The sequence below is a fragment of the Halomonas sp. YLB-10 genome (genome assembly GCF_003856855.1).
In the GTDB taxonomy this organism is placed as follows: domain Bacteria; phylum Pseudomonadota; class Gammaproteobacteria; order Pseudomonadales; family Halomonadaceae; genus Halomonas; species Halomonas litopenaei.
The window spans coordinates 81,779-106,233 of record NZ_RRCU01000010.1; the positions used below are offsets into that span (position 1 = coordinate 81,779).

The 24,455-nt window shown below is 64.4% G+C and carries 22 protein-coding genes; 12 read left to right on the top strand and 10 right to left on the bottom strand.

Translation table 11 applies throughout. The features are described from left to right. Positions 1–23 precede the first annotated feature (23 nt). Genes EBB56_RS19930 through EBB56_RS19940 form a run of 3 tightly spaced genes read right to left on the bottom strand, consistent with a single transcriptional unit; the run spans position 24 to position 3,424 of the window. Positions 24–1,274, bottom strand: a complete 1,251-nt coding sequence (locus EBB56_RS19930; protein ID WP_221621215.1) for an allantoate amidohydrolase — start codon at positions 1,272–1,274, stop codon at positions 24–26. A 51-nt stretch (positions 1,275–1,325) separates the two neighbouring features. Further along, positions 1,326–2,027 carry a DUF1028 domain-containing protein gene (locus tag EBB56_RS19935; protein WP_124805137.1) on the bottom strand — a complete coding sequence of 234 codons (702 nt, stop codon included), beginning with the start codon at positions 2,025–2,027 and terminating at the stop codon, positions 1,326–1,328. 8 nt (positions 2,028–2,035) lie between these two features. Then, positions 2,036–3,424, bottom strand: a complete 1,389-nt coding sequence (locus EBB56_RS19940) for a YfcC family protein (RefSeq protein ID WP_045993637.1) — start codon at positions 3,422–3,424, stop codon at positions 2,036–2,038. Positions 3,425–3,690: 266 nt separating this feature from the next. Here EBB56_RS19940 and EBB56_RS19945 point away from each other — a divergent pair, with 266 nt between their 5' ends. After that, positions 3,691–4,605 (top strand): mechanosensitive ion channel family protein, encoded by a 915-nt coding sequence (locus EBB56_RS19945; RefSeq protein ID WP_108449236.1) that lies wholly within the window; start codon positions 3,691–3,693, stop codon positions 4,603–4,605. Positions 4,606–4,765: 160 nt separating this feature from the next. After that, a complete protein-coding gene (locus EBB56_RS19950) occupies positions 4,766–5,281 on the top strand; it encodes a DUF805 domain-containing protein (protein ID WP_045993638.1) in 516 nt (171 codons plus the stop codon). A 30-nt stretch (positions 5,282–5,311) separates the two neighbouring features. Here EBB56_RS19950 and EBB56_RS19955 read toward each other — a convergent pair whose 3' ends face one another. Beyond that, the gene (locus EBB56_RS19955; RefSeq protein ID WP_124805138.1) at positions 5,312–6,814 is read right to left on the bottom strand and encodes a sigma-54-dependent Fis family transcriptional regulator; all 1,503 of its coding nucleotides are present in this window, start codon (positions 6,812–6,814) and stop codon (positions 5,312–5,314) included. A 231-nt stretch (positions 6,815–7,045) separates the two neighbouring features. Between EBB56_RS19955 and speB the strand changes: the two genes are divergently transcribed. From speB to EBB56_RS20005, 10 genes are all read left to right on the top strand, one after another. Then, complete coding sequence (speB, locus tag EBB56_RS19960; protein WP_045993646.1) at positions 7,046–7,996, top strand: agmatinase; 951 nt, start codon at positions 7,046–7,048, stop codon at positions 7,994–7,996. A 92-nt stretch (positions 7,997–8,088) separates the two neighbouring features. Next, positions 8,089–9,474, top strand: coding sequence for a YjiH family protein (locus EBB56_RS19965; RefSeq protein ID WP_083970496.1), 1,386 nt, complete (start codon positions 8,089–8,091; stop codon positions 9,472–9,474). 13 nt (positions 9,475–9,487) lie between these two features. Beyond that, entirely contained in the window at positions 9,488–10,153 is a 666-nt protein-coding gene (locus tag EBB56_RS19970; RefSeq protein ID WP_124805139.1) for an HD domain-containing protein, read from the top strand. Further along, a complete protein-coding gene (locus EBB56_RS19975) occupies positions 10,150–11,790 on the top strand; it encodes a 5-guanidino-2-oxopentanoate decarboxylase (RefSeq protein ID WP_124805140.1) in 1,641 nt (546 codons plus the stop codon). The genes EBB56_RS19970 and EBB56_RS19975 overlap by 4 nt, the downstream gene beginning before the upstream one ends. A 139-nt stretch (positions 11,791–11,929) precedes the next feature. Continuing rightward, a complete protein-coding gene (locus tag EBB56_RS19980) occupies positions 11,930–13,255 on the top strand; it encodes a cytosine permease (RefSeq protein WP_124805141.1) in 1,326 nt (441 codons plus the stop codon). Positions 13,256–13,258: 3 nt separating this feature from the next. Then, positions 13,259–14,035, top strand: a complete 777-nt coding sequence (locus EBB56_RS19985) for a carbon-nitrogen hydrolase family protein (protein WP_124805142.1) — start codon at positions 13,259–13,261, stop codon at positions 14,033–14,035. Next, on the top strand, positions 14,032–14,775 hold the full coding sequence (locus tag EBB56_RS19990; protein WP_124805143.1) for an MBL fold metallo-hydrolase: 744 nt from the start codon (positions 14,032–14,034) through the stop codon (positions 14,773–14,775). The genes EBB56_RS19985 and EBB56_RS19990 overlap by 4 nt, the downstream gene beginning before the upstream one ends. 77 nt (positions 14,776–14,852) lie before the next feature. Further along, positions 14,853–16,301: an aldehyde dehydrogenase family protein gene (locus tag EBB56_RS19995; RefSeq protein ID WP_124805144.1), complete on the top strand. Its 1,449-nt coding sequence runs from the start codon at positions 14,853–14,855 to the stop codon at positions 16,299–16,301. A 420-nt stretch (positions 16,302–16,721) separates the two neighbouring features. Then, positions 16,722–17,267 carry a DUF805 domain-containing protein gene (locus EBB56_RS20000; protein WP_124805145.1) on the top strand — a complete coding sequence of 182 codons (546 nt, stop codon included), beginning with the start codon at positions 16,722–16,724 and terminating at the stop codon, positions 17,265–17,267. Between the two features lie 90 nt (positions 17,268–17,357). Beyond that, on the top strand, positions 17,358–17,915 hold the full coding sequence (locus EBB56_RS20005; RefSeq protein ID WP_124805146.1) for a DUF805 domain-containing protein: 558 nt from the start codon (positions 17,358–17,360) through the stop codon (positions 17,913–17,915). 99 nt (positions 17,916–18,014) lie between these two features. Here the strand turns inward: EBB56_RS20005 and EBB56_RS20010 are convergent, their stop codons facing one another. The 6 genes from EBB56_RS20010 to EBB56_RS20035 all read right to left on the bottom strand — a co-directional run bounded on the left by EBB56_RS20010 (position 18,015) and on the right by EBB56_RS20035 (position 24,418). Further along, the gene (locus EBB56_RS20010; protein WP_124805147.1) at positions 18,015–19,418 is read right to left on the bottom strand and encodes a Na+/H+ antiporter NhaC family protein; all 1,404 of its coding nucleotides are present in this window, start codon (positions 19,416–19,418) and stop codon (positions 18,015–18,017) included. Between the two features lie 59 nt (positions 19,419–19,477). Further along, complete coding sequence (locus EBB56_RS20015) at positions 19,478–20,530, bottom strand: YeiH family protein (protein WP_108133480.1); 1,053 nt, start codon at positions 20,528–20,530, stop codon at positions 19,478–19,480. A gap of 205 nt (positions 20,531–20,735) precedes the next feature. Then, on the bottom strand, positions 20,736–21,476 hold the full coding sequence (locus EBB56_RS20020) for an aspartate/glutamate racemase family protein (protein ID WP_052704425.1): 741 nt from the start codon (positions 21,474–21,476) through the stop codon (positions 20,736–20,738). A gap of 30 nt (positions 21,477–21,506) precedes the next feature. After that, complete coding sequence (locus EBB56_RS20025; protein ID WP_045993653.1) at positions 21,507–22,787, bottom strand: TRAP transporter large permease; 1,281 nt, start codon at positions 22,785–22,787, stop codon at positions 21,507–21,509. A gap of 3 nt (positions 22,788–22,790) precedes the next feature. After that, positions 22,791–23,348 carry a TRAP transporter small permease gene (locus EBB56_RS20030; protein ID WP_045993654.1) on the bottom strand — a complete coding sequence of 186 codons (558 nt, stop codon included), beginning with the start codon at positions 23,346–23,348 and terminating at the stop codon, positions 22,791–22,793. 86 nt (positions 23,349–23,434) lie between these two features. After that, entirely contained in the window at positions 23,435–24,418 is a 984-nt protein-coding gene (locus tag EBB56_RS20035; protein ID WP_052704426.1) for a TRAP transporter substrate-binding protein, read from the bottom strand. Positions 24,419–24,455: the final 37 nt, after the last annotated feature.

The window sequence follows — 24,455 nt, forward strand, 5'->3', positions numbered from 1 at the left end:
TGCCTTGCCCACCTCGACGACGCCTATTGCGCTTTCGGAGTCAGGTCCTTGAGAAATTGCATCAGTACACGAGTGGCCGCCTCACCGTCGGCCGCGGTGATGGCTTCGTCCGGATGGTGACTCAGGCCATCGGTACAACGCACGAACAACATGCCGATACCGGTCAGGTCGCACATCGCCAGACCGTCATGACCGGCGCCGCTGAACAGCAGATCAGCCGGCTCATCGCACCGTTGGCAGGCATCCCCCAAGGCCTCGATCAGCCAGTCCGCGCAGGCCACCGCCTCGGCCTCATAGGTCGTCTCCACCGTCAGTGACAACTCGCGCGCCTGTGCCAATTGTCGGCAGGCGGCCAGAATGTCCTCGCGACCACGACGCCGAACCTCGGCGTGGGGAGAGCGCAGCTCGAGAGTGAACACCACCTCGGCAGGAATCACGTTGACCGCGTTGGGGCGCACCTCCAGCTTGCCCACCACCCCGACGAAATCCTCGGTGGCGTTGAGGATACGATCGACCTCGGCGATCATCTCGGCGGCTCCTACCAGGGCATCGCGCCGGCCCGGCATCGGCGTGGTGCCGGCGTGACCTGCCTTGCCGGCAACCGTCAGCCGGTGGCGCTCGATCCCGGTCAAGGAGGTCACCACGCCGACAGCGTGATCGCGCCGTTCGAGCACTGGCCCCTGTTCGATGTGGACCTCGACGAAGCCCAGCACCGAGTCAGGATCTCGGGCCAATGACGGAATTTGCTCAGGATCACCACCAAAGGCCCGAAGCGCCTCGCCCACGCTGATGCCATCGGCATCCCTGGCCTCCAGGCTGGCAGGATCGAAGGTACCGGCCAGGGCACGACTGCCGATCAGCGTCGACTGAAAACGGGTCCCCTCCTCATCACCGAAGGCCACCACTTCGACGCCGTAGTCGAGCTCGATCCCATCCTTCTTCAATCGCTCCAGCGCCAGCAGCGGCAGCGCTACGCCGAGCATGCCGTCATACTTGCCGCCTTCGACCACGGTGTCCTGGTGTGACCCCATGATCAGCGTGCGCGCGCCGGCGCGCGCCTTGTCGCATCGCCCAACCAGATTCCCGGAGGCATCCAGTTCGGGCTCGAGTCCGGCCCGGCGCATCCAATCGGCGATAAGTTCGAGTACCTGGCGGTGTTGCTCCGAGCAGAACAGCCGGGTCACGCCGGCGCCAGGCTCCGAGAAACACGCAGCCTCGTCGAGGCGCTCGAGCAGTTGTGCGCCGAGCGTCATGGTCTCGTGGTCAGCGGTCATGATATCTCCAGATCGGGTGCCTTCAGGCACCGGAATAACGAAGGAATGGCGTCAGCGACGCGGCAGGGACGCCAGAAAGTCGGCAAAGGCAGGCGCGCGCACACGCCTGGCCAGGGCGCGCAACTCGCCCGCGATATTGCCCTCACACCAATCGACACGCAGATCGAGGGGGGCCTGGGTGAACGACTCGATACGCAGGGCGGCGGAGCGCGTGCCTCTGACGTCGCCCCCCTCTGCCAGGGCGACCTCCAGGGCGTCGATCAGTCCCTCGAGCAGCGTCGCCTCATAGTCGTCGCGGTACTCGGGCGTTGCACCCTGGCGCACGGCGTCGGCATTGGTACAACAGGTGTCGACAAAGGCATGAGCCAGGGCCTCGACCACCTTGGCGCTGGCCAGCAGATTGCCCGCCGTGGCCACGCCGGGGTAGCAACAGGAAGCGACGGTGGCGAGGTTGTCAGCACCGCTATGCAGCGCTGAGCGCCCCTGGGCATCCATCACCAGGCACTGACGCAACGAGGCGCCCTTGTCGGCGTCGACCTGCCGGGCAAGCGCACCGCGGGCATCCTCCCCCCGGTCCAGCGCCCGGCGGACACCGTCGGGATACCAGGGGTGGGTAACCCGCCCCTGGGTCACGCAGGCGCCGACGCCACGCCACACATGGTGAACGTAGCCGCCCACCGCCACACCTCCGGTGGCGGTGAGGGCGGCTACCGTGCCGGTAGCCGGATGAACATGCAGCAGCGACAGTGTCATGGCGCGACCTAGTAGCCGACCATATGGCCGATCACCAGACCACCCCAGGACAGCAGGTAGACCAGCGCCATGAAGGGCAGGATAGCCTTCAGCCACTTCTCGTAGGACACCCGGCCCAGCGCCAGCATCGCCAGGGTGCCACCGGAGGTCGGCACGATCAGGTTGGTCAGGCCGTCACCCACCTGGAAGGCGGTGATCATCAGCTGGCGGCTCATGCCGACCAGGTCGGCCACCGGCACCAGGATCGGCATGGTCACCAGCGCCTGGCCAGAGCCGGATGGCACAAACAGATTGATCACCCCCTGGACGACGCTGGCCATGATCGCCGACAGCGCCCCCGGGATGTCCTGAATCAGACCGCTCAAGGCGTAGACGATGGTGTCGATGATCTGGGCGTCCTTGAGGATCACCTGGATCGAGGCGGCCAGGCCGATGACCAGGGCGCCCGCCGTCACGCCGGATGCCCCTTCCATCATCTGCTTGACGATCTCGTTGGCCGACAGGCCGTTGACGATGCCGATCACGATGGCGATCAGCAGGAACATGCCGGCAATCTCATTGATGTACCAGCCCTGGGTAAAGACCCCCACCAGCATGGCGGCGAGGCCACCGACGAACACCACCAGCGTGAGCTTGTCGCGCTTGCTCATGTGGTACTCGTCCAGCGACTTGCTCATGGCCTTGGCGTCGTTGGGCTCCTCGAAGTCCATGCGGGTGACGAATCGACAGATATACCAGGACAACAGGCCCAATGAGGTCAGCACCAGCAAGGCACGCAGCCAGGCGCCGGAAAAGGTCGGTAGCTCGGCGATGCCCTGGGCCACGCCCACGGTATAGGGGTTGATCGGCGACAGTGCAAAGCCCACGCCGATGCCACCCACCGCCATGGTGGTGCCCACCAGGCTGGAGCAGCCCACCGCGCTGGCGATCAGCACCGCAATGGGCACCAGCGCAATATTGTTCTCGAAGCCGACGGCCACACCGAAGAAGCCGTAGATGAAGGTGCCGGCGGTGATGATGACGTTACGCCGTTCGACGCCGACGCGATTGACCGCCACCCCGATGGCGTTCTCCAGGGCGCCGGTGCGTTGAAGGATATGGAACAGCCCGCCGGCGATGAACACGATGAACAGGTACAGCGAGGCCGCGTTCAAGCCCTTGGGAATTGCCACGAAGATGTCGAAAGGCGAGATCGCCGCCACGTCGCTCAGATAATGAAAGGAGTCCGGCACTACGCGGGTGCGTCCATCCTGCATGACCCGCTCGAACTCGCCGGCGGGAATGATGAAGGTCAGCGCATAGGTGGCGAGCAGGATCAGGAAGATCAGCACCATCGGGTCTGGCACCGTGCGATACCACTTCTTGCGCTCTTTCAGCGTCTGGTCGTGGGCACTCATGGAGTTGTCCTTGTTGTGGAAGAACCGTTCTGGATCGTTTGTCGAAGAAGGCCTGGCGATGGAGTGACGCCGCGAGCGTATCGCGGCCACCTCCAGATGAACAAAAGTATTTATCATGATAAATAGAGGGTCAAGTCGGAACCGACGCGGTATCCGGACTGCCAGCGTTGGCAGGTGACGCGCGATTTGCCTGGCGCCCCGCTATGCTCAGCAACAAGGGCGCAGGATAGTGCGCCCACCGCCTGAACATGGCCCGGGAGGATGCGATGGAAGAACTGGAACAACTACCCTTCGTGTCGCTGCTGCTGGGAGAGGTTCAGGCCTACCTGTCAGACATTGGCTCTGCTGGCCCACGACTGGCCGCCGGCCTGCTGCTGATCCTGGTGACCTGGCTGGTGGCGAGATTCGGCCGCGCCCTGGTGGCTCGGGTGGCCGACAAGGCCAAGCTTCGACGCAATCTTCGCGACGTCCTGACCATGCTGACGGGGCTCTGTCTTTGGCTCGGGGGACTTCTGATCACCATCACCCTGATCTTCCCCACCGTCACCCCCGGCAAGGCCCTGACCACCCTGGGCCTCGGTTCCATCGCCATCGGCTTCGCCTTCAAGGACGTGTTCGAGAACTTCCTCGCCGGCCTCTTGATCCTGTGGCGAGAACCCTTCCAGATCGGCGACCACATCGCCCTTGAGGCCAACGACGTGGAAGGACAGGTAGAGCAGATCACGGTGCGCGACAGCCGTATCCGCCGCACCGACGGCCAGATGATCGTGGTGCCCAACGCCCTGCTGTTCCAGCAGCCGGTCATCGTTCGCACCAACCGCGATATCCGGCGCACCTCCATCATCGTTGGCGTCGCCTACGACGAGGACGTGGACCAGGCTCGCGAGATCATCCAGGGCGCGGTCGCCGAGGTGGACTCGGTGCGCAGCGACGTGCGTGCGGTGCAGGTCTTCGCCAAGGCCTTCGGCGCCAGTTCCATCGACTTCGAGGTGGCCTGGTGGACCGGGTCCCGCCCCGTCGACATCCGCGCTTCCCGCGATCAGGTGGTGGCATCCATCAAGCGCGCGCTCGATGAGGCCAATATCGAGATTCCCTTCCCTTACCGCACCCTGGTGTTCAAGGACCAGGCAGAGGCCGAACGCTTCCATCCTTCGGAAGCAGGTCGCCCACCAGACTTATGAACCAGCACTATTTACGCGGTTCGTACTAGAAACTACGTGATCGCCTATCTAGACCAAGGGAGAAAATGGGTAGGATTCAAGTCGGAAGGACGCAGCTTATCGAACCAGTCTCCCTCAACTGCACACCGGCATCACGCTGGATCTACAGGACGAGATACCGATGCATCGCCCTACTGCTCCCGGATTTCACGACCCTGTCGCCCCCGGTCACTCATCGCCCCAGGCCTTCGAGCTCAGGCGAGTGCTGCCGGGCTACTGGTTCGACAGCCTGGCGGGGCGCGAGAGTCGTCTCGACTTCTGTCTCAACGCTACCCTGGCGCTATCGTTCTACTATGCCGCCCTGTGGGCGACCACCATCACCGCCCCCGCCCTCGAGGACGCATTGACGATCAAGGCAGGCCTGCTGGGGCTCTGGTGGGTTGTCATCAGCCTTCAGCCCTTGGTGCTGCACGGCACTCGTCGCCTGCACGACCTGGGCCAGGCGGGCTTGTGGAGCCTGATGCTGCTGGTCCCCGGCGCCAACCTGCTGCTGACGGTGGTACTCGCCATGCAGCCCGGGGAGTCCAGCGACACCGAGCACGACGAACGGGGCTCTACCAGCGGTGCGGTATTGGTGCTGAAGCCACTGCTGATCCTGGCCACCTGGGTCGGGTTCTTTTACGTCTTCCGTCAGTAGGTGCCGCAAAGCTCGGCCCTTCATCACCGGTCACCCGATCCGCAACCCATGCTGCTTGAGCTTGCGCACCACGCTTGGCTGGCTGATGCCCAGGTGTTCGGCGATAGCGTAGGTGGTGGGAAGGGTACGGCAGCAGTCGGCAAGGATCTCACGCTCGCGCCGGGCCAGGGCGGCCTTCAGGCCCTCGCCCCGGGCAAGCGGCAGTTCGGGGCGCGCTGCGCCTGGTGCGGATAGTGTCGCGGGTGACGTAGCGCCATCAGCCAGCGCAGCGGAGGCTCCGGTGACAGACGACGCCGTCTGCTGCGCTTCACGCTGCTGCCCGCCGAGCTGCCCTACCGAGGCCCCCGTGGACGGCACCAGCAGATCGCCCTGGATGACATCGTCACTGGATAACCAGGCCCTTTCCAGGGTGTTTTCCAACTCACGCACATTGCCCGGCCAATCCCAGCCCATCAGCGCCTGCCACACGTCTCGCGCCAGCATCTTGTCGCGTCCATAACGCCGATTGAGGCGCTTTAGCTGGCGCTCGACCAGGCCGGGAATATCCTCGCGACGCTCGCGCAGGGGCGGCAGGGTGACAGGAATCACGTTCAGCCGGTAGTACAGATCCAGGCGAAACAGGCCCTGCTCGACCCGTGCCGACAGATCCTGATTGGTGGCCACCACCAGGCGAAAGTCGACCCGTCGCGGGGCCCTGTCCCCAAGCCGGGTAATACTGCCATCCTGGATGGTCTTCAGCAGCTTGGTCTGCACCGCCAAGGGCAACTCGCCGATCTCGTCGAGAAACAGGGTGCCGCCCTCGGCCTGCTCGATCAGCCCCTTGCGCCCCCCGGGCGCGGCGCCGGAGAACGCGCCCTTTTCATGGCCGAACATCTCCGATTCGAACAGGCTTTCAGGGATGGCGGCGCAGTTGACGTCGATAAAGGGGCCATCGCGGCGAGAACTCCAACGGTGCAGCTGGCGGGCGAAAGCGGTCTTGCCCACCCCGGACTCGCCCAGCATCAAGACCGTGGCGTCGGTGGGCGCGACCCGCTTGAGCAGCAGCGCCACCTCGCGCATCAGCTGGCTTTTCACCTCCAGGTCATCGAGCTCGGCCTCGAGTGCTTCGCTGTCGCTCTCCAGCGCATGCCCCCGGCGCAGGTGCTCGCTAAAGCGGCGCTGCAACAGCGCGTACTCCTGCTGCAGCAGCTGCAGATCGGTCAAGTCCATGGAGCGGCTGACCACCGCCACCAGCCGCTCACCCTCGAATACCGGATGGGCCTGGGCGATGACCCGGCGTCCGGTGCCGGTGCGCTGGACCAGCTGGGCCGGCCGCCCGCTGCGAATGACTTCCAGGCTGACCGACGGGGTCAGCACGCCATCGGCCTCGAGCCGCTGCACGCTGGTGGCGCAGAGCTCTTCGCAGGACATGCCGTAGACCGCCGCCGCCCCAGGACTGACGTCGCGGATACGACCGTCCGGCGCGACGATGAAGAAGTGGTCGTGGGCGGTATCGATGATGGTCTTGAGAATCTTGGTGTCGTCGTCGCTCATCCAGCGATCCATAAATGCATCATTGATTCAGAAGTGTATCACGATGCGTCGAGATCGCGATTCACTTCTGGATCACTTCTATCACCACAGCAGACCATCCCTTGGAATCTCTGCACCTCTATTACATCTTTAGTATAAATGCTCAAAAGATGGCACGGCGTCTGCATCACTCACAACAACCGTCAGGCCCAGGGCCGCGACCGTCCCCATCCACGATGCCAGGAGTTCCCTGTGAGCGACTTCAATCAACCTCTCGGCGGCAACGAGATGCCGCGCTTCGGTGGCCCTGCCACCATGATGCGTCTGCCAACCCAGACCAGCGCCGAGGGTCTGGACGCCGCCTTTATCGGCATTCCCATGGACATCGGCACCTCCAACCGCCCGGGCACCCGACTGGGGCCGCGCCAGATCCGCGACGAATCGCGCATGCTGCGCCCCTACAATATGGCCACCCGTGCTGCACCCTTCGACAGCCTGCAGGTGGCGGACATCGGCGACGTGCCGATCAACACCTTCAACCTGCCGAAGAACCTGGACATCATCAGCCGCTTCTACGACGACGTCCTGTCCCACGACTGCGTGCCGCTGACCCTGGGCGGTGACCACACCCTGACCTGGCCGATCCTGCGCGCCATCGCCAAGAAACATGGCCCGGTCGGGCTGATCCATATTGACGCCCACGCCGACGTCAACGAGCACATGTTCGGCGAAGAGGTGGCCCACGGCTGCCCGTTCCGCCGCGCCCAGGAAGAAGGGCTGCTGGACGCCAACCGGGTCGTCCAGATCGGTCTGCGCGGCACCGGCTACGCCGCCGAGGACTTCGACTGGTGTCGCCAGCAGGGCTTCCGCGTGGTCCAGGCCGAACAGTGCTGGCACAAGTCTCTCGAGCCGCTGATGGCCGAGGTGCGCGAGCAGATGGGCGATGGCCCGGTGTACATCTCGTTCGACATCGATGGCCTGGACCCGTCGGTGGCGCCCGGCACCGGCACGGTGGAAATGGGCGGCCTGACCTCGGCCCAGGGCCTGGAGATCGTGCGCGGCGCCCAGGGGCTCAATATCGTCGGCGGCGACCTGGTCGAAGTCTCCCCGCCCTACGACCCCAGCGGCAACACCGCCCTGATGGGCGCCACCCTGCTCTATGAAATGCTGTGCGTGCTCCCCGGAGTCGCGCGACGCGACTGAATCCTCACAGGGCCAGGGAGTGGCCCTGGCGACAGCCAACGAGGCGCCCGCGTCAGGGCGCCGACCATTACAACAGCAAAGAGTGATCGCCCATGTCCTCCCACCTGCATTCTGCCGACAAGATCACGACCGACGGGGGCAAGCTAAGCACCCATGGTCTGATCAAGTTCCTCGTCCCGTCGTTGATCGGCATCCTGCTGTTCCTGGTGCCCTTCTCGGTCGGTGACACCATCAACATCGGCATGGGTCTGGCCGCCGACTGGCTCAAGGCCACCCTCGGCGACGCCCTGCCCGCCATCGCCACCGTCGTGCTCACCCTGTCCATCGTGCTGACCCTGGTGGTCAAGCTGACCAAACCAGGCTGGGCCCGCCAGGGCGCGATGAAGGAGCTATTCGACATCGCCCCGCTGTGGGTGGTGATGCGCGCCCTCGGCGCCGCCTTCGCGCTGATGACCTACTTCCAGGTCGGCCCGGAGATGGTCACCGCCTCCTTCACTGGCGGGGTAATGCTCAATGACCTGGCGCCGGTGCTGCTGACCTTCTTCTTCTTCGCCGCCATCCTGCTGCCCTTCCTGGTGGACTTCGGCTTCATGGAGTTCATCGGCTCCATGGTGCGCACGCCCTTTCGCAAGATCTTCGGGCTGCCCGGGCGCAGCGCCATCGACGCCACCGCCTCCTGGATGGGCTCCGGCACCGTCGGCGTACTGATCACCACCCAGCAGTACGAGCAGGGCTTCTACAACGCCCGCGAGGCCTCGGCCATCGCCACCAACTTCTCGATCGTGTCGATCGCCTTCGCCCTGCTGGTGACCAGCTTCATCGGCATCAACCACCTGTTCGTGCCGTTCTACCTGACCGTGGTGGTGGCCGGCCTGGTCGCCGCCGTCATCGTGCCGCGCCTGCCGCCGCTGTCACGCAAGGCCAACACCTACTACGAGCCGGTGGGCTGCCAGATCCAGGAAGAAAACACCGGCAACCAGAGCCTGTTGCGCTACAGCCTGGGCATCGCCGTGGCCCGCGCCGAGACCGCCCCGGGCCCGCTCAAGCTCGCCCGCCTGGCACTGTTCAACGTCGCCGACATCTTCTTCGGGCTGCTGCCGCTGGTCATCGCCATCGGTACCGTGGCGCTGGTACTGGCCGAGTTCACTCCGCTGTTCACCTGGCTGTCCATGCCGATGGTGCCGGTGCTCGAGTGGATGGGTCTGCCCGAGGCCGAGGCCGCCGCGCCGGCGACCCTGGTGGGCTTTGCCGACATGTTCCTGCCGGCGGTACTGGCCAGCGACATCGAGAGCGAACTGACCCGCTTCGTCATCGCCTGTCTGTCACTGACCCAGTTGATCTACATGTCAGAGATCGGCGCCCTGCTGCTGAAGTCACGGATCCCGCTCAAGCTGTGGGAACTGGTGGTGATCTTCCTGCTGCGCACCGCCATCACCCTGCCCATCATCGTGGTCATGGCCCACTGGCTGGTGGGTTGATCGGGAGGCCGACATGACAGACGCAAACGATGCTCACGCCGCCGGCAAGGCGGCCTTCACCCGCATCGACCAAAGCACGGCAGAAGACTGGGCGGTGATCGCCGCCCACGACGCCGACTACCTGGCCGGCCTCGCCGACAGCGTACTGGATACCCTCGCCCGGCTGGGCGAGGGCCACCAGCCCTACCAGATCACCCGGCTGGAGCACTGCCTGCAGAGCGCGACCCGGGCCGAGCGTGCCGGCGCCGACGAAGAGATGATCGTCGCCGCCTTGGTCCACGACATCGGCGACGAACTGGCGCTTTTCGACCACGCCGCCTTCGCTGCCTCGATCCTGCGCCCCTTCGTCAGCGAGAAGACCCACTGGATCGTCCAGCATCACGACGTCTTCCAGGGTCACTACTACTGGGACAAGGTCGGCGGCAACAAGGACGCCCGCGAGCGGTTCCGCGGCCATCCCTGGTTCGACGACTGCGAAGCCTTCTGTCGCGACTGGGACTGCCCGTCCTTCGACCCCGCCTATGACACCCTGCCGCTGGCGCACTTCGAGCCCATGGTCAGGCGGATCTTTGCAAGAGCCCCCTACTCGGTGGCCCCGGACCCCGCCCTCGCCCCTGGCTCGTCTCAAGCCCCTGATCCGTCTCAAGCCCATGCCCCGTCTCAAGGAAGTACCGCATGACCTGCGCTGAACTGCTGATCCGTCTGCTGCGTGACACCTACGACGTGGACACCGTCTTCGGTATCCCCGGCGTCCACACCATCGAGCTCTATCGTGGCCTCGAAGGCGGCAATGGACACGACCACCAGGGCAGTGGCATCCGCCACGTCACCCCGCGCCATGAACAGGGCGCCGGCTTCATGGCCGACGGCTACGCCCGCACCACCGGCAAGCCCGGCGTGTGCTTCATCATCACCGGCCCCGGCATGACCAATATCGCCACCGCCATGGGCCAGGCCCTGGCCGACTCGGTGCCGATGCTGGTGATCTCCAGCGTCAACCGCCGCGACACCCTGGGACGCGGCCAGGGCCGGCTGCACGAACTCCCCGGCCAACGCGAGCTGATAGCCGGCGTCTCGCGCTTCAGCCACACCCTGCTCGACCCGAACGGCCTCGGCGAGGTGCTGGCCCGTGCCTTCGCCGTGTTCGATGGCGCCCGCCCCGGCCCGGTGCATATCGAGATCCCCATCGACCTGTTCGATGCCCCGGTCAGCGAGCCTGTCAGCACGCGCCGCACGGCGCTGGCCAAGGCCGCACCGGCCCCCGCCGCGCTCGAGCAGGCGCTCGACTGGCTGGTCGACGCCAAGCGCCCGCTGGTGCTGCTCGGCGGCGGCTGCGTCGATGCCCCGGACGCCGCCCGTCGTCTGGTCGAGAATCTCGACGCCCCCACCGTCACCACCATCAACGCCAAGGGCCTGCTCGGCCGCGACCATCCGCTGGATCTGGGCGCCAACGCCTCGCTGCCAGCGGTGCGGGAGCTTGCCCATGAAGCCGACGTGGTGCTGGCCATCGGCACCGAGCTTGGCGAGACCGACTATGACGTGGTGTTCGACGACGGCTTCACCCTCGACGGTCGACTGATTCGTATCGACCTGGACCCCGAGCAGCTCGCCCGCAACCAGCATGCCGACCTGGCACTGGTGGCCGACGCCGCCTCCAGCCTCGAAGCGCTGGCCGCCGGCTGCGACCAGCGCCTCGGCGGTGAGCGGCTTTCGCGCGATGGCCGCAAGCGTACACATGATGCGTTGAGCGCCCTGGCGCTGGCCGATGATCCGGCCTTCCGCCCCTATGTGCCGCTGTTCGACACCCTGCGCGAGAGCCTGCCGGGGGCGATCCTGGTGGGCGATTCCTGCGCCACCACCTACGCCGCCAACCACCTGGTCAGCCAGGACGCGCCGCGCCGTTTCTTCAACGCATCCACCGGCTACGGCACTCTCGGCTACGGCCTGCCCGCGGCCATGGGCGCGAGCCTCGGCCAGCCGGACCTGCCGGTGGTGGCGCTGGTAGGCGACGGTGGGGTGATGTTCACCCTGACCGAGCTTGCCTGTGCGGTGGAGGAACGGCTGCCGGTCATCGTGCTGCTGTGGCACAACCAGGGCTACGAGGAAATCCGCCGCTTCATGGACAACGCCGGCGTCACCCGCCTCGGCGTGGACATCCAGGCACCGGACTTCCAGACCCTGGCGGCCGGCTTCGGCTGTGCGGCGACCCGGGTCGGCAACCCCGTCGGCCTCGCCCGGGCCATCGCCCATCGCCCCGAAGACGGCCCGATGCTGATCGAGATCGACGCCACGGCATGGAACGCCGCAGTGGCCTGATCGAGCGACGACCCCTTTGCCGGCGCCACGGCGCCGGCCCTATTGCTCCTTTTGTCTGCTCCTTTTATCTGCTCCGTTTTGCGCTCCCAATTTCGCGCCCCTGCGGTACCTACCAACCATAACCACAAAGGTTTCCTAGATGATTTCACTCAAGCGGCTGATCGGCCACGACACCCTGGATGAACACCAGCACAAGAGCATGGGAGGCATGGCCACCTTTGCCCTATGGCTCGGCGCCAACGTGGTCGTCACCACCATCCTCACCGGCATGCTGCTGGTACCCGACCTGCGCTTCCCGGTCGCCATGACCTGGGTCCTGATCGGCTCGCTGATCGGCGCCATTCCGCTGCTGCTGGTAGGACTGATGGGCCAGCGCACCGGCCTGCCCTCGATGGCCCTGACCCGCCGCGCCTACGGCCCCACCGGGTCGAAGATCATTTCGCTGGTCAACATGGCGGTGCTGATCGCCTGGAGCTGGATCCAGGCGCTGCTGGCCGGCATGAGCCTGGACTACGCCATCGAGGCCACCACTGGCTACTCCAACCTGCCGCTGATGACGATCCTGTGCGAGACCATCGTGGTGCTGATCGTGCTGCGCGGCCACCTGGGTATCGAGCGCATCGAGCGCTGGGCGGCGGCGGCCATGATGGTCCTGGCGGCCGGCGTGGTCTACCAGCTCAACCGCCACTACGAGGTCGGTGCACTGTTCGAGATGCCCGCCGAATCCCGCAACGGCATTACCCTGGGCATCGCCTTCGACATCGTCGTCGCCACCGCCTTCTCGTGGATTTCCACCTCGGCCGACTACAACCGCAACTGCAAGAGCGGACGCATCGCGGTACTCGGCACCTACGGCGGCTACGTCTGCGCCTCGATGATCGCCATGGGGCTGGGTGCCGCGGTATCCGGCCTGTCGGTGCTCGGCGGCATGGAACAGACCTACGACCCGACCCGGCTGCTGTCCGGCTTCGGCTTTGGTCTGCCCGCTGCGCTGGTGATCTTCTTCTCGGTGATGACCACCAACGTGATGGCGGTCTACAGCGCCACCCTGTCGTGCATGAACGTGTCCCCCGGCATGGCCTTCTGGAAGCCGGCGCTGGTGATCGGCGTGGTGACGGTCTTTGGCGCCCTGATCCCCGGTATCCTCGACCAGTTCCAGAACTTCCTGTTGCTGATCGGCGCCTTGTTCATTCCGGCCTTCTCGGTGATGATCGTCGACTACTACCTGGTCGGCCGTGACGGCTACAGCACCGAGTTGCTGCGCTCGCCGCACCAGCTCGGTCGGCCCACCGCCGGTATCGCCATCGGCGCCTACCTGATCGGTGCGGCCCTGGCGGCCTACTGGACCCTGGTGGCACCGCTGTCCATCGGTGCCTCGCTGCCGGTGTTCGTCATCACCGGCGGACTCTACTGGCTGGGCTGTGCCCTGTTCACCCGTTCCAGCCTCGCTGCCCAAGGAGACTGATCCATGCGCCTGATGCTGGCCCAGACCGACCCCGTCCACGCGGATGTCGCCGCCAATCTCGATGCCCTCGATGGCCTGTGCCAGCAGGCGGTGGCCGCCGGCGCCCAGCTGCTGGCCCTGCCGGAACTGGCGCTGACCGGCTACAACGTGTTCGAACGGCTCGATGAACTGGCCGACGAAGGCGAGTTGATCGATCAGGTCGCCCGGTTAGCGCACCAGTATCGCCTGCACCTGCTGTTCGGCCTGGCCCAGCGCCAGGCCGACGGCCGCCTGACCAACTCGGCGGTGCTGATCGACGACACCGGCACCACCCTGGCCTGCTACCACAAGCGCCAGCTATGGGATCGTGAGCACCAGTACTTCACCCCTGGTGACGAGCTGTGCGTGGTCGACACCCGGCTCGGCCGCCTGGGCCTGATGATCTGCTACGACAACGAGTTCCCGGAGATAGCCAGAGCGCTGGCCCAGGCCGGCGCCGAGGTGATCCTCTCGCCCACCGCCAACATGGTGCCCAACGCCGAGCGCCAGCAGTTGCAGATCCGCGCCCGGGCGCTGGACAACCAGCGCTTCGTCGCCTGCATCAACCGCGCCGGTATCGAGGGCGAGCTGCACTACTGCGGCAACAGCCTGGTGGCAGGACCGGACGGCGAGGTGCTGGGGCGCCTTGGCAACGACGCCGGGGTGCTGGTGGTGGACATCGAACACTCGCGTATCGACGAGAGCCGCAGCCACCAGGACTACCTGAAGGACCTGCGCGCCCTGCCGGGAGGCAACACGTGAGCACCTTCACCCTGCCCCGGGGCGACGCCGCCAGTTGGTATCGCACCCAGCGCCTGGCCGACGGCATCACCCTGATCGACGAACCGGCCATCAAGCCGTTCTACCGCTGCAATATCTGGCACGTTCGCGGCCGCGAGCGCGATCTGGTGGTGGACTTCGGCCTGGGCGCGGTGCCACTGCGCGAACGGGTGGCACTACTGGCCGAACGCGAGATCGTGGCGGTGGCAAGCCACACCCACTTCGATCATATCGGCGCCGCTCACGAGTTCGACTGCTGCCACGTTCATCGCGCCGAGGCCGATATCCTGGCAAGCCCCGACAACCGTCGCACCCTGGCCGAGGCCTTTCTCGACGACGCCATGTTCGACGCCCTGCCACCGCTGCCCTACGCCCACAGCGGCTATCGCATTGCGGCGCCGCCGCGTATCGAGACGCTGGAGGACGGCGACGTCATCGAGCTGGGCGATCGCCATTTCGAGGTGATCCACACCCCCGGCCATTCGCCCGGCGGCATCGCCCTGTGGGAGGCCGCCAGCGCCACCCTGATCAGCGGCGACATCATCTACGACGGTGAGCTGATCGAGGACGCCTACCACAGCGACCTGGACGACTACGCGGCGAGCCTCGAGCGCCTGCGTAGGCTGCCGATCGCCACGGTGCACGGCGGCCACTTCCCGAGCTTCTCGGGCCGTCACTGCCACGCCCTGATCGATGACTGGATCAAGCGCCACCAGGCCTGAGCGCGTAACGAGCCCTCATCTCGCCGATCATTTCATTCGCTTATTCCTTCCAATGTCTTTGCCCCTGGAGTCCCCCCGTGCAACAGCTGACACAACAGTTTATCGACAACCGCTGGGTGGATAGTCACAGCCGCCGGCGCCTGGCGGTGACCGATCCCTACCGCCAGACCCAGATCGCCGAGATCACCGCCGGCGATGCCAGCGACGTCGACGCCGCCGTGGCCAGCGCCCGCGCCGCCCTGCCCGCCTGGCAGGCGCTGGGCGGGCAGCGTCGTGGCGACTTTCTCGAGGCCTTCGCCACGGCCCTCGAAACCCGCCGCGGCGATCTCGAACGGCTGTCCTCCACCAACAATGGCAAGGCCCTGGCCGAGGCCGCCATCGACCTGGACGACGCCATCGCCTGCTACCGCTACTACGCCGGCCAGGCCCGTGCTCTGGAACAGCGTCAGGGACGTCTGCTCGAGCACGGCATGGACGGCGTCGAGGCGCGGGTGTTCGAAGACCCCGCCGGCGTGGTCGGACTGATCACCCCCTGGAACTTCCCGCTGGTCACCAGCGCCTGGAAGATCGCACCGGCACTGGCCGCCGGCTGCACCCTGGTGTTCAAGCCCTCCGAGGTCACTCCGCTGCCCGAGGTGGCGTTGGCCGACATCGCCGTGGAGATCGGCCTGCCCGCCGGTGTGCTGAACCTCTTGCTGGGTGACGGCGAAGGCATCGGCGCCCCCCTGTCCGCCCATCAGGGTGTGGATAAATTGTCCTTCACCGGCAGCAATGCGGTCGGCGAGAAGGTCATGCGGGCCGCCGCCAACGGCGTGCGCGGCGTATCACTGGAGCTCGGCGGCAAATCGCCGATCCTGGTGCTCGATGACGCCGAGGTCGAAGCCGCCGCCGACTGGGTGATGGCCGGCATCTACTTCAACTCCGGGCAGATCTGCTCCGCCACCTCGCGACTGATCGTGCATCAGACGCTGGCCGAACCGCTCTACCAGGCACTGGCCGAACGTATCGACGGCCTCGCCCTGGGTGACCCGCTGGCCGAGGGCACCGACATGGGCCCGATGACCAGCGCCCGTCAGCGCGAAGCCGTGGAGCGCTACCTCGAGATCGCCAAGGAGGAAGGCCTGACGCCGGTGCGTGACGGCCGCCATCGTGACCTGCCGGCCCAGGGTGAGTTCGTCGCCCCGACCCTGTACCGCGACGTGCCCACCTCAAGCCGTCTGTGGCGCGAGGAAATCTTCGGCCCGGTGCTGTGTGCGCGCAGCGCAGAGAGCGAAGCCGAGGCCATCGCCCTGGCCAACGACAGCGCCTTTGGCCTCGCCGCCACCGTGATCTCCGGTGACGCCGAGCGCGCCAGGCGTGTTGGCCGCGCCCTGCGTGCAGGCAGCATCTGGTTCAACTCCGAACAGCTGGTGATGCCCGAGGCCAGCTGGGGCGGCTTCGGCGCCAGCGGCATCGGACGTGAACTCGGCCCCTGGGGACTGTCCGGTTATCTTGAGGTAAAGCATCTGATTGGCCCTGCCGCTTAACCTCTCCCGGTCCTGTTTCCGGACCATCGCCTCAGCGACGACTCAGCATCACTGCGGCAATATCTCAACAACATCACCCCGATGGCAGGGCAAGGCGCCCGGCCATCGGGGTGTTTTTTTGTCGCTGCGACGCAATTTCGTGCCAGTTCGGCCAACGGGAGAACAAATAATTAGAAAATTCTTAAAAAAAGAAAGTATGTAGGAGATCCCCTATATCCTCTGACGAAATGGCTTTCTAGAGTCGCAGTGAAGCCCTTGCTGCAGGCACCAATGATGCGTTCCTCATGCAAGGAAAACATGCGCCACCGCCAACCATTGCCATGACGACTGACCATCCATCAAGGCATGGGAAAATCCGACAACGCCTTGACACCTTTGATGAATCGAAGACCGATTTAAAGAAGGAAACAGGAGAAGAAGATGAGACTCAACTCCATGTCGTCAGCCACCTCATCTTCCGTCACCTTGCCGCTGCCGCTGTATAGCGTACCCAGTAGAAGCAGCAGACTCTGGTCAACTCGTGGCCGTATCGGACGCATTCGCTACTGTAGCCGACTTGCCGCAGTAGGACTCATCTATAACCTCGCGCTCTTCGTCCCACTTTATCTCGACTACCTGTACCCTGCGACACTCACCCAGAGCACCTTCACCATCCTGATCTACGCCTACGCAGGCCTGTACTCAGTCTTCACCCTTTTCGCCATTCTTCAGGCAAAACGTCGCCTTAACGATCAGGGGCGTTCTGGGTGGGCACTGCTTCTTGGACTGATTCCCCTGATCAACGTATGGCTGGTCATCACTCTGGTCTTCTTTCGTGGCACACCAGGAAGCAACCCCTTCGGACCACCACCTTCTCCATCGACTTCATCGGAAACGAAGCGCTTCTGGTGCTTGCTCATTCTTAACATTGCCGTGGCGTCAGCGGCCATCTGCTATGGACCACTACAGTTTCACCTGGGTCTTTAGACCCTCCCAGAGCACTGCAACAAGCATAGAGATTAACCGACTCGGCGAAAGGATCGCCGGAACACTTACCCCAAGGAAGGAAGCAGCAAGATGACAAACGAAAGCACTACGCTAGATAACTCAAATGAAATCAACTTCCCTTCAGATACAGAAATATCCAACACGCAAGGTGATGCAAACGACCGCCAGGTAGCAAATAAAAACCCTGGACTATGGTCGACCAATGGTCGTATCGGTAGAGTAAGACACTTTAATCGCTTGACCTTGCCGGTGTTGTTCGTCTATGCCGTATACGGAATACTTATCTACTATAGTCTGACGGCAACACCGGCCGCTGCAGAGACAGCCGCCAGCGCCTTTACCATCAGCCAATTCGTGCTTGGAATTCCATTGACTATCTTTGCGCTAATCCAGGGAAAGCGCAGGCTAAATGACCTGAACAAATCAGGCTGGCTCATGCTACTTTTCTTTATCCCCCTTATAAACCTCATCCCATTTATCATGGTGACCTTCATCAAGGGGAGTGATGGTGATAACCGCTTCGGTGCTGAACCTTCCCCCCTCACTTCCAATGAGATGACCCTGTTCTGGTTCCTGACCGGACTGTCGGTCGTTGCTTGCGTAGCGCTGGCTTCTCTAACGCTCTAAAAAACTTTCCCCGCGCCACCAACAACGACAACCACAAGAGCGCCACAGCCCCGCCAGCATGGCGGGGCTGTTTTTTACTGCCAGGTGAGCGGAGGCCGATCAGACGGCTGCGACCTCGGTGGTGCCCTGCTTGCGCCGCCGAAGCAGGATCGAGACAGCCAGCACCACCAGCATGGCCCAGGGGTATGGGGTCAGGAAGGAGGCAAAGGCTGACGGCGCGGCGACCTCGTTCTGTACCGCGGTGGAAGCGATGACCTCCTGCCAGACCGCCACCACGATGTGCCAGGGAAGCAGAAAGAACACCGTGCAGACCGCGCAGTCCATCAGGTTGGCGGCCCTGGCCGGCGAGATGCCGAACTGCTGAGCCAGGCTTCGTACCAATCCCGGCCCCACCAGCAGCAACGCCGGGGCGTTGGCCGACAGCGGAGTAGATGCGGCAATCGTCACTGCCACGATGCTGGTCTCGGCGCTGGCCCGGTCCTTGACCAGGCGCTTCCTGGCGCCGTCCAGCAGTTTTTCCATCAGACCGGTATCGAGAATCACCTGAGTCAGCGCCAGCACCATCAGCGCAAACAGCACGGCGCCGGTTACCGAAGCGATACCATTTTCGATCAGGCCAGTGCTCTCGCCTCTGGCCTCGGGCAACGAGAACAGATCGCCCAGTCCAATGGCACCGATCGCCAGGGCGCACAACATGGCCACCAGATTGCCGATAAACATGGCTTCGACGATGTGTCGGCGCTTCAGCGCAAAGAACACCACCGCCGCGAGCGGAATCAGCATGACCAGGCCGGAGGCATGACCGGAAGGCACCTCCACGGCTGACGCCGAGGCCTCGCCGCTGGCACCGAACAACAGGAAGATCAGCATCGAGATCGCCGCAGCCGTCAGCGCCAGCGGTAGACGGGTGCGGATCACGTCGGCGATTTCCGCCCCTTGGGTATAGGAGGACACGATGGTGGTATCCGACACTGGGGACAGGTTGTCACCGAAGGCCGCACCGGACAGGATCGCCACCGCCAGCATGGACGGATCCGCCCCCAACAGGACGCCCGCCGGGTACAGCACCGGCGACAGCCCGATGACGGTACCAGTACTGGTGCCGGTCCCCAGGGCAAACACCATGGCCATGGCAAAGGCCAGCAGCGTGAAGGCCGCACCCTCGGCGCCCACCGCTGCTCCCAACCACATCAAGCCATCGATCAGGCCGCCGGCAGCCATCAGCTTGCCGAAGACACCGGCCAGCAGCCACAGTGCGATGATGGCCGTCGCGGTGGAATTGCCCATCCCCTTGAGCAGGCTGTCACAGTACGCCGTGCGTTGTCGGCACAGAAAGAGTCCCACGCCCATTGCCACCCAGGCGCAGGCCCAGAATGGCTTGGTGCCGGCACGCTCGAACACCGACAGATAGATAAGGCCTAGCACCAGCAGGATCAGAGGCGTCAAGGCACCCAGGGTGCCCCCACGAAAGGACAGTGAAGGTGTTGCGGTTTGTGTTGTCATTGTCAGGGACCTTATTGTGTTTTATTGGTGTATCAGCAAGAGCAGCGTTCCATCGCCGCTCAGCTACCCAGCCCGCCGAAGACCACCACCCCCAGCACGATGGCCAGCAACAGCAGGGTCTCCAGCACCATCAGGATGACCGGCTTCCAGCCGACCACCGCGAGCTTCTGAAAGGAGGTCTTGATGCCCAGGGCGGCGATGGCGGTGACAAGACACCAGCGCGAGAGCGTCGACAGTCCTTCGTTCACGCTTTCTGGAATCAGCCCCAGGCTGTTGATCAGCACCAGCGCCACGAACCCCACCAGGAAGCCAGGCAGCATCGGCACCTGGCGCTTTCCTTCGCTGTTGCGCGAGGCGCGATAGAGCCAGCTGAAGATCATCACCACCGGCACCAGCATGGCCACACGCACCAGCTTGACCAGGGTCGAGACGTCGCCGGTCTCCTCCGAGATGATGTACCCCGCCCCGACCACCTGGGCCACGTCGTGGATGGTGCCCCCCAGGAAGATGCCGGCCTGGGTATTGGCAAGGTCGAGCACCCCCACCAGCAGCGGGTAGGTCACCATGGCCACCGTCGACAGCGTGGTCACGCCCACCACTGTGAGGATGGTGTTGCGCTCGCTGGTGTCGTTTTTCGGCATCACCGCCGACAGCGCCAGCGCCGCCGAGGCCCCGCAGATCGCCACGGCACCACCGGTCAGCAGGCCCAGATCACGGTGCAGGCCAAGCGCCCGGGCCAGCAGCCCCCCTGCGCAGATCACCAGTCCCACCGCGGCGAGCACCGTCAGCACCGGTCCAAGCCCCAGGTCACCGACTTGCTCGAGGGTCATGCGTGCGCCCAGCAGCGCCACGCCAAGGCGCAGCACGGTGCGCGCGGCAAACTCGATCCCCGGCAGGCAGCGTCCCTCTTCGCTCAAGAAGTGCAGCGACATGCCAAACAGCAAGGCGTAGAGCAGGGTCGGCCCACCGTAGTGATCGGCGATAAAGGTGGTGGCCAGGGCAATGGTCACGCACACCAGCAGTCCTCGCCCGATCGGGCTCAGGGACGCCAGTCGACGGCTTAGCCGCTGTCGCGAGGTCGCCGTCGAGGGGGAAGAAGAGGGTGAGGTCATGGGACGACTCCGGATCGTGAAAACGAGCGACCCCGGTCCTGCCGGATGAGGCCAGCGGACGAAGGCGTCTCTTTGGTGAACGGGACAGGAAGATCGACGTGCTGGCGGCGCTCGACGCCGCCCTGTTTCAACCTCTGAGCAGTGCTCTCGTTACAGTGCTCTCGTTACAGTGCTCTCGCTTCAGTGCTCGACTCGGTTCTCCGAATCAACCGCGCGGTGCCTTTCCGGTGGCCGCAGCGACCACGTCTTCGGCCAGCACCTGTACGGTATCGATGATCGGCACGCGACCATCGAGCGCATCGCGGATCACCGAAAGCTCAGTACAGGCCAGGACCAGCACGTCGGCACCACGCGCCTGGACGTCATGGGCGGCCTCGATGAAGGCCGCGTGGGTGGCGGGCGCGCGCCCGGCACCACGCTTGACCGCTCGGATCACGTCGAGCACGCGATCCTCGTTGTCGGGATAGACCAACGACAGCCCCCTCGGCTTGATGAATCCCTCGTAAAGACCAATCTTGCGAAGCGCCGGCGAGCACAGCATGCCCACCCTGGCCCCCGGCATCTCGGCGGCGACCCGGTCCAGGGTGCGCTCGACGATATGCCACACCGGAATGTCCACCGCCTGCTGGGCGGCCGACCAGTAGTAGTGGGCGGTATTGCAGGGCATGACCAGAAAATCGCAGCCTGCCTGCTCGAGTCGTCTGGCCATGGCAGCGATGGCAGGCGCCGGTGACTCGCCGTCGCCGTCGATCAGCGCCTTGATGCGTGATGGCACCTTGGGATTGTTGTCGACCAGCATATGCACGTGGTCGATATCGTCCTCGCCGGGCGTCACCTCGATGACCTTCTGCATGAAGGCCACCGTGGCGTCCGGTCCCATGCCGCCCAGCACGCCGACCATCGTATGGTCGGCGATGGTTGCGGAGTTATCGGTGGAAAGCGTCATAGCGGGTCCTTTGACGAGTGATGACCGGTATCAGAAGCCGAGCAGATTGGGCAGCCACAGGCTGAGCTGCGGGAAGAAGGCCAGCAGCAAGGCAATGACCACCATGGAACCCACCAGCGGCAAGGCGCGCACCGAAATCTTCTCAATGGAGACATTGGCGATCGACGAGCTGATGAACATGTTCTCGCCCAGCGGCGGCGTCGAGAAACCGATGCCCAGGCTGACCACCAGCACGATGCCGAAGTGCACGGGATCGACGCCGAGCTCCACCATCACCGGCAACAGCACCGGCGTGACGATCATGATGGTGGCCAGGATCTCGATGAACATGCCGACGATCAGGAGAAAGCCGATCACCAGAATCCACACCAGCCACAGGCTGTTGGTGATATCCAGGATGCCCTGGGCGATCATCGCCGGAATGTGATTCTCGACCAGGATGCGGCCGAAGGCGGTGGCGGTGAACATGATGATCAACACACGCCCGGTCAGCCAGGTGGTGCTCTGAAAGGCCTCGTTGAGCCCGCGCAGCGATGACTCCTTGTGGATGAAAACACCGACGAACAGCGCGTAGAAGATCGAGACCACGGCCGCCTCGGTGGGCGTGAACATGCCCGAATAGATGCCGCCCAGGATCACCACCGGCGCCATCAGCGACCAGAAACCATCCTTGAGCACCGCGACCACCCGCTTGCGATCGTAGGAAGTTCCCTCGGTCTGGTAGCCGTTGCGCTTGGCGGTGATGTAGTTGGCCACCATCAGGCCCGCCCCCAGCATCACGCCGGGGATGACGCCGGCCATGAACAGCGCAGAAATCGACTCGTTGGCGGTGACGCCATAGATCACCAGCGGCATGCTGGGCGGAATGACCACCCCGAGACCACCAGCGGTGGCGGTGATCGCCGCCGGGTAGCTTCTGCCGTAGCCGCGCTCGATCATCGCCGGTATCACCAGCATCCCCACCGCTGCGGTAGTAGCAGGTCCCGAGCCCGAGATCGCGCCAAAGAACATGCAGGCCATCACCGCAGCGGCGCCTAGCCCACCAGCGGCAGGACCGGCCAGCTCCTCGGCGATCAGGATCAGGCGTCTGGCGATACCGGCATCCCCCATCAGTGCGCCGGCCAGGATGAACGACGGCAAGGCCATCAGCGGAAACGAGTTGATGGCCGAAAAGGCCAGCTCGATCAGCGAACTGAGATCGTCGCCGTTGAGTATATAGACGGCCATCGAGGCCACGCCGAGAGAGACGACGATAGGGGTGCCGAAGAACAACAGCCCGGCAAACATGGAAAACAGTACGGTTGCGGCCATGGCTTAGCCCTCCGCCTTGGACGACGTCTTGCCGTCGCTGTAGTGGCTCGTTTCCTCGGTGATCCTGGACACTTCCTGGGCGTCCACGTCACCTGGCTCGATGCCCTTGAACAGCTTCAGGCACTGCACCTGCAGCACGCGAAAGGCCATCAAGGTAAAGGCGATGGGGAAGACGAAGTAAACGTAGGCCAGCGACCAGCCCAGGGCCGGCGAGTCATAGGGGAATTCCAGCAACAGCCCGATCAGATCCAGGCTCTTGTAGGCCAGCACCAGACAGAAGGCGACCCAGATCAGATCCACCAGCAACAAGAGGGTATTGGCCACCTTGCGTGGCATCAGCTTGATATGGGTCTGCAGGCGGTTATGCGCGCTCAAGTGGGCGGCGTGGGCGGCGCCCAGAAAGACGAACCAGACGAAGGCGTAGCGCGCGAGCTCTTCGATCCAGGCCATGCCGATGCCCAGGGTGACGCGCATCACCACCTGAACGAACAGCAGAATGACAAAGAGCCCGAGCAGAAAGCGGCAGGCGTAGTCTTCGATATAGTTGAGTTTGGCCAGCATGGAGGCCTCCTTCCCGACGGGAATGCAGCAGCGATGACAACAAGACCCGGGCGGCGGTCAGCGACCGCCGCCCGCGGCGACAACGATCAGTGACCGAGCGCCGCCTGCATTTCCTCGAAGGCTTCCTGGCCACCGATGTCCTCGTAGAACTGCGGCCACACCTCTTCCTGGGCGATGCGGATCCATTCATCCTCATCTTCCAGGGTGGCCACCTCGACCCCTTCGGCTTCCATGGCAGCGCGCGCCTCGGAGGCCTTGGTCAGCTGGAACTGCAGCGCGTACAGCTGCGCCTCCAGGCCGGCGCGATCGATGATCGCTCGCTCCTCGTCGGACAGACGCTCGTAGCTGCGCACCCCCATCACGATGGGCTGCAGCGAGTACTGGGCGTGAAGTTCGGTGAGGTGGTCCTGCACCTCGTGAAACTTCATGGTGCTGTTGACGATGTAGGGGTTGTCCTGGCCATCGATCACGCCCTGCTGCAGGCCGGTGAAGACCTCCGGCCAGGACATGCTGATGGGGCTGGCGCCCCAGGCCTCGTAGCTGGCCAGCATGATCTCGTTCTGCGGCACGCGAACCTTGAGTCCCTCGACGTCGGCGAGGGTCGTCACCGGCCGCTGGGAGTTGGTCAGGTGACGGAAGTTGGAGTACAGCCAGCTGACGATGTGCACACCGGCCTCTTCCTCGGCGATGGTGTTCCACCGATCGGCCAGGGGGCCGGTGGTGGCCTTGACCGCATCGGCGTGGCTACGCAGGGCATAGGGCATGGTCAAGGCGCCCAGACGCGCTGCGTAGGGCGTCAGGTTGCCGACACCGACCAGCGCAAAGTCCAGCTTGCCAATGCGGGTGTCCTGGATCATGCCGGTCTCGGAACCGAGCTGGCCGCCGGGGAACAACTCGACCTGCATCTCGCCGTCGGACAGCGATTCGACCAACTCCTCGAAGCGCTGGGCCAGGGCCCCCTGGTCGGAGTCCATGGGATCGCCCATGCCGACCTTGAAGGTCTTGGCCTCTGCGGCGGTGGCAGTGGCTGCCATGACGATGGCGGCGGTAAGTAGAGTCTTCTTGAACATTATTGTCACTCCGGATGTCTTGTTATTGCGTCGTCAG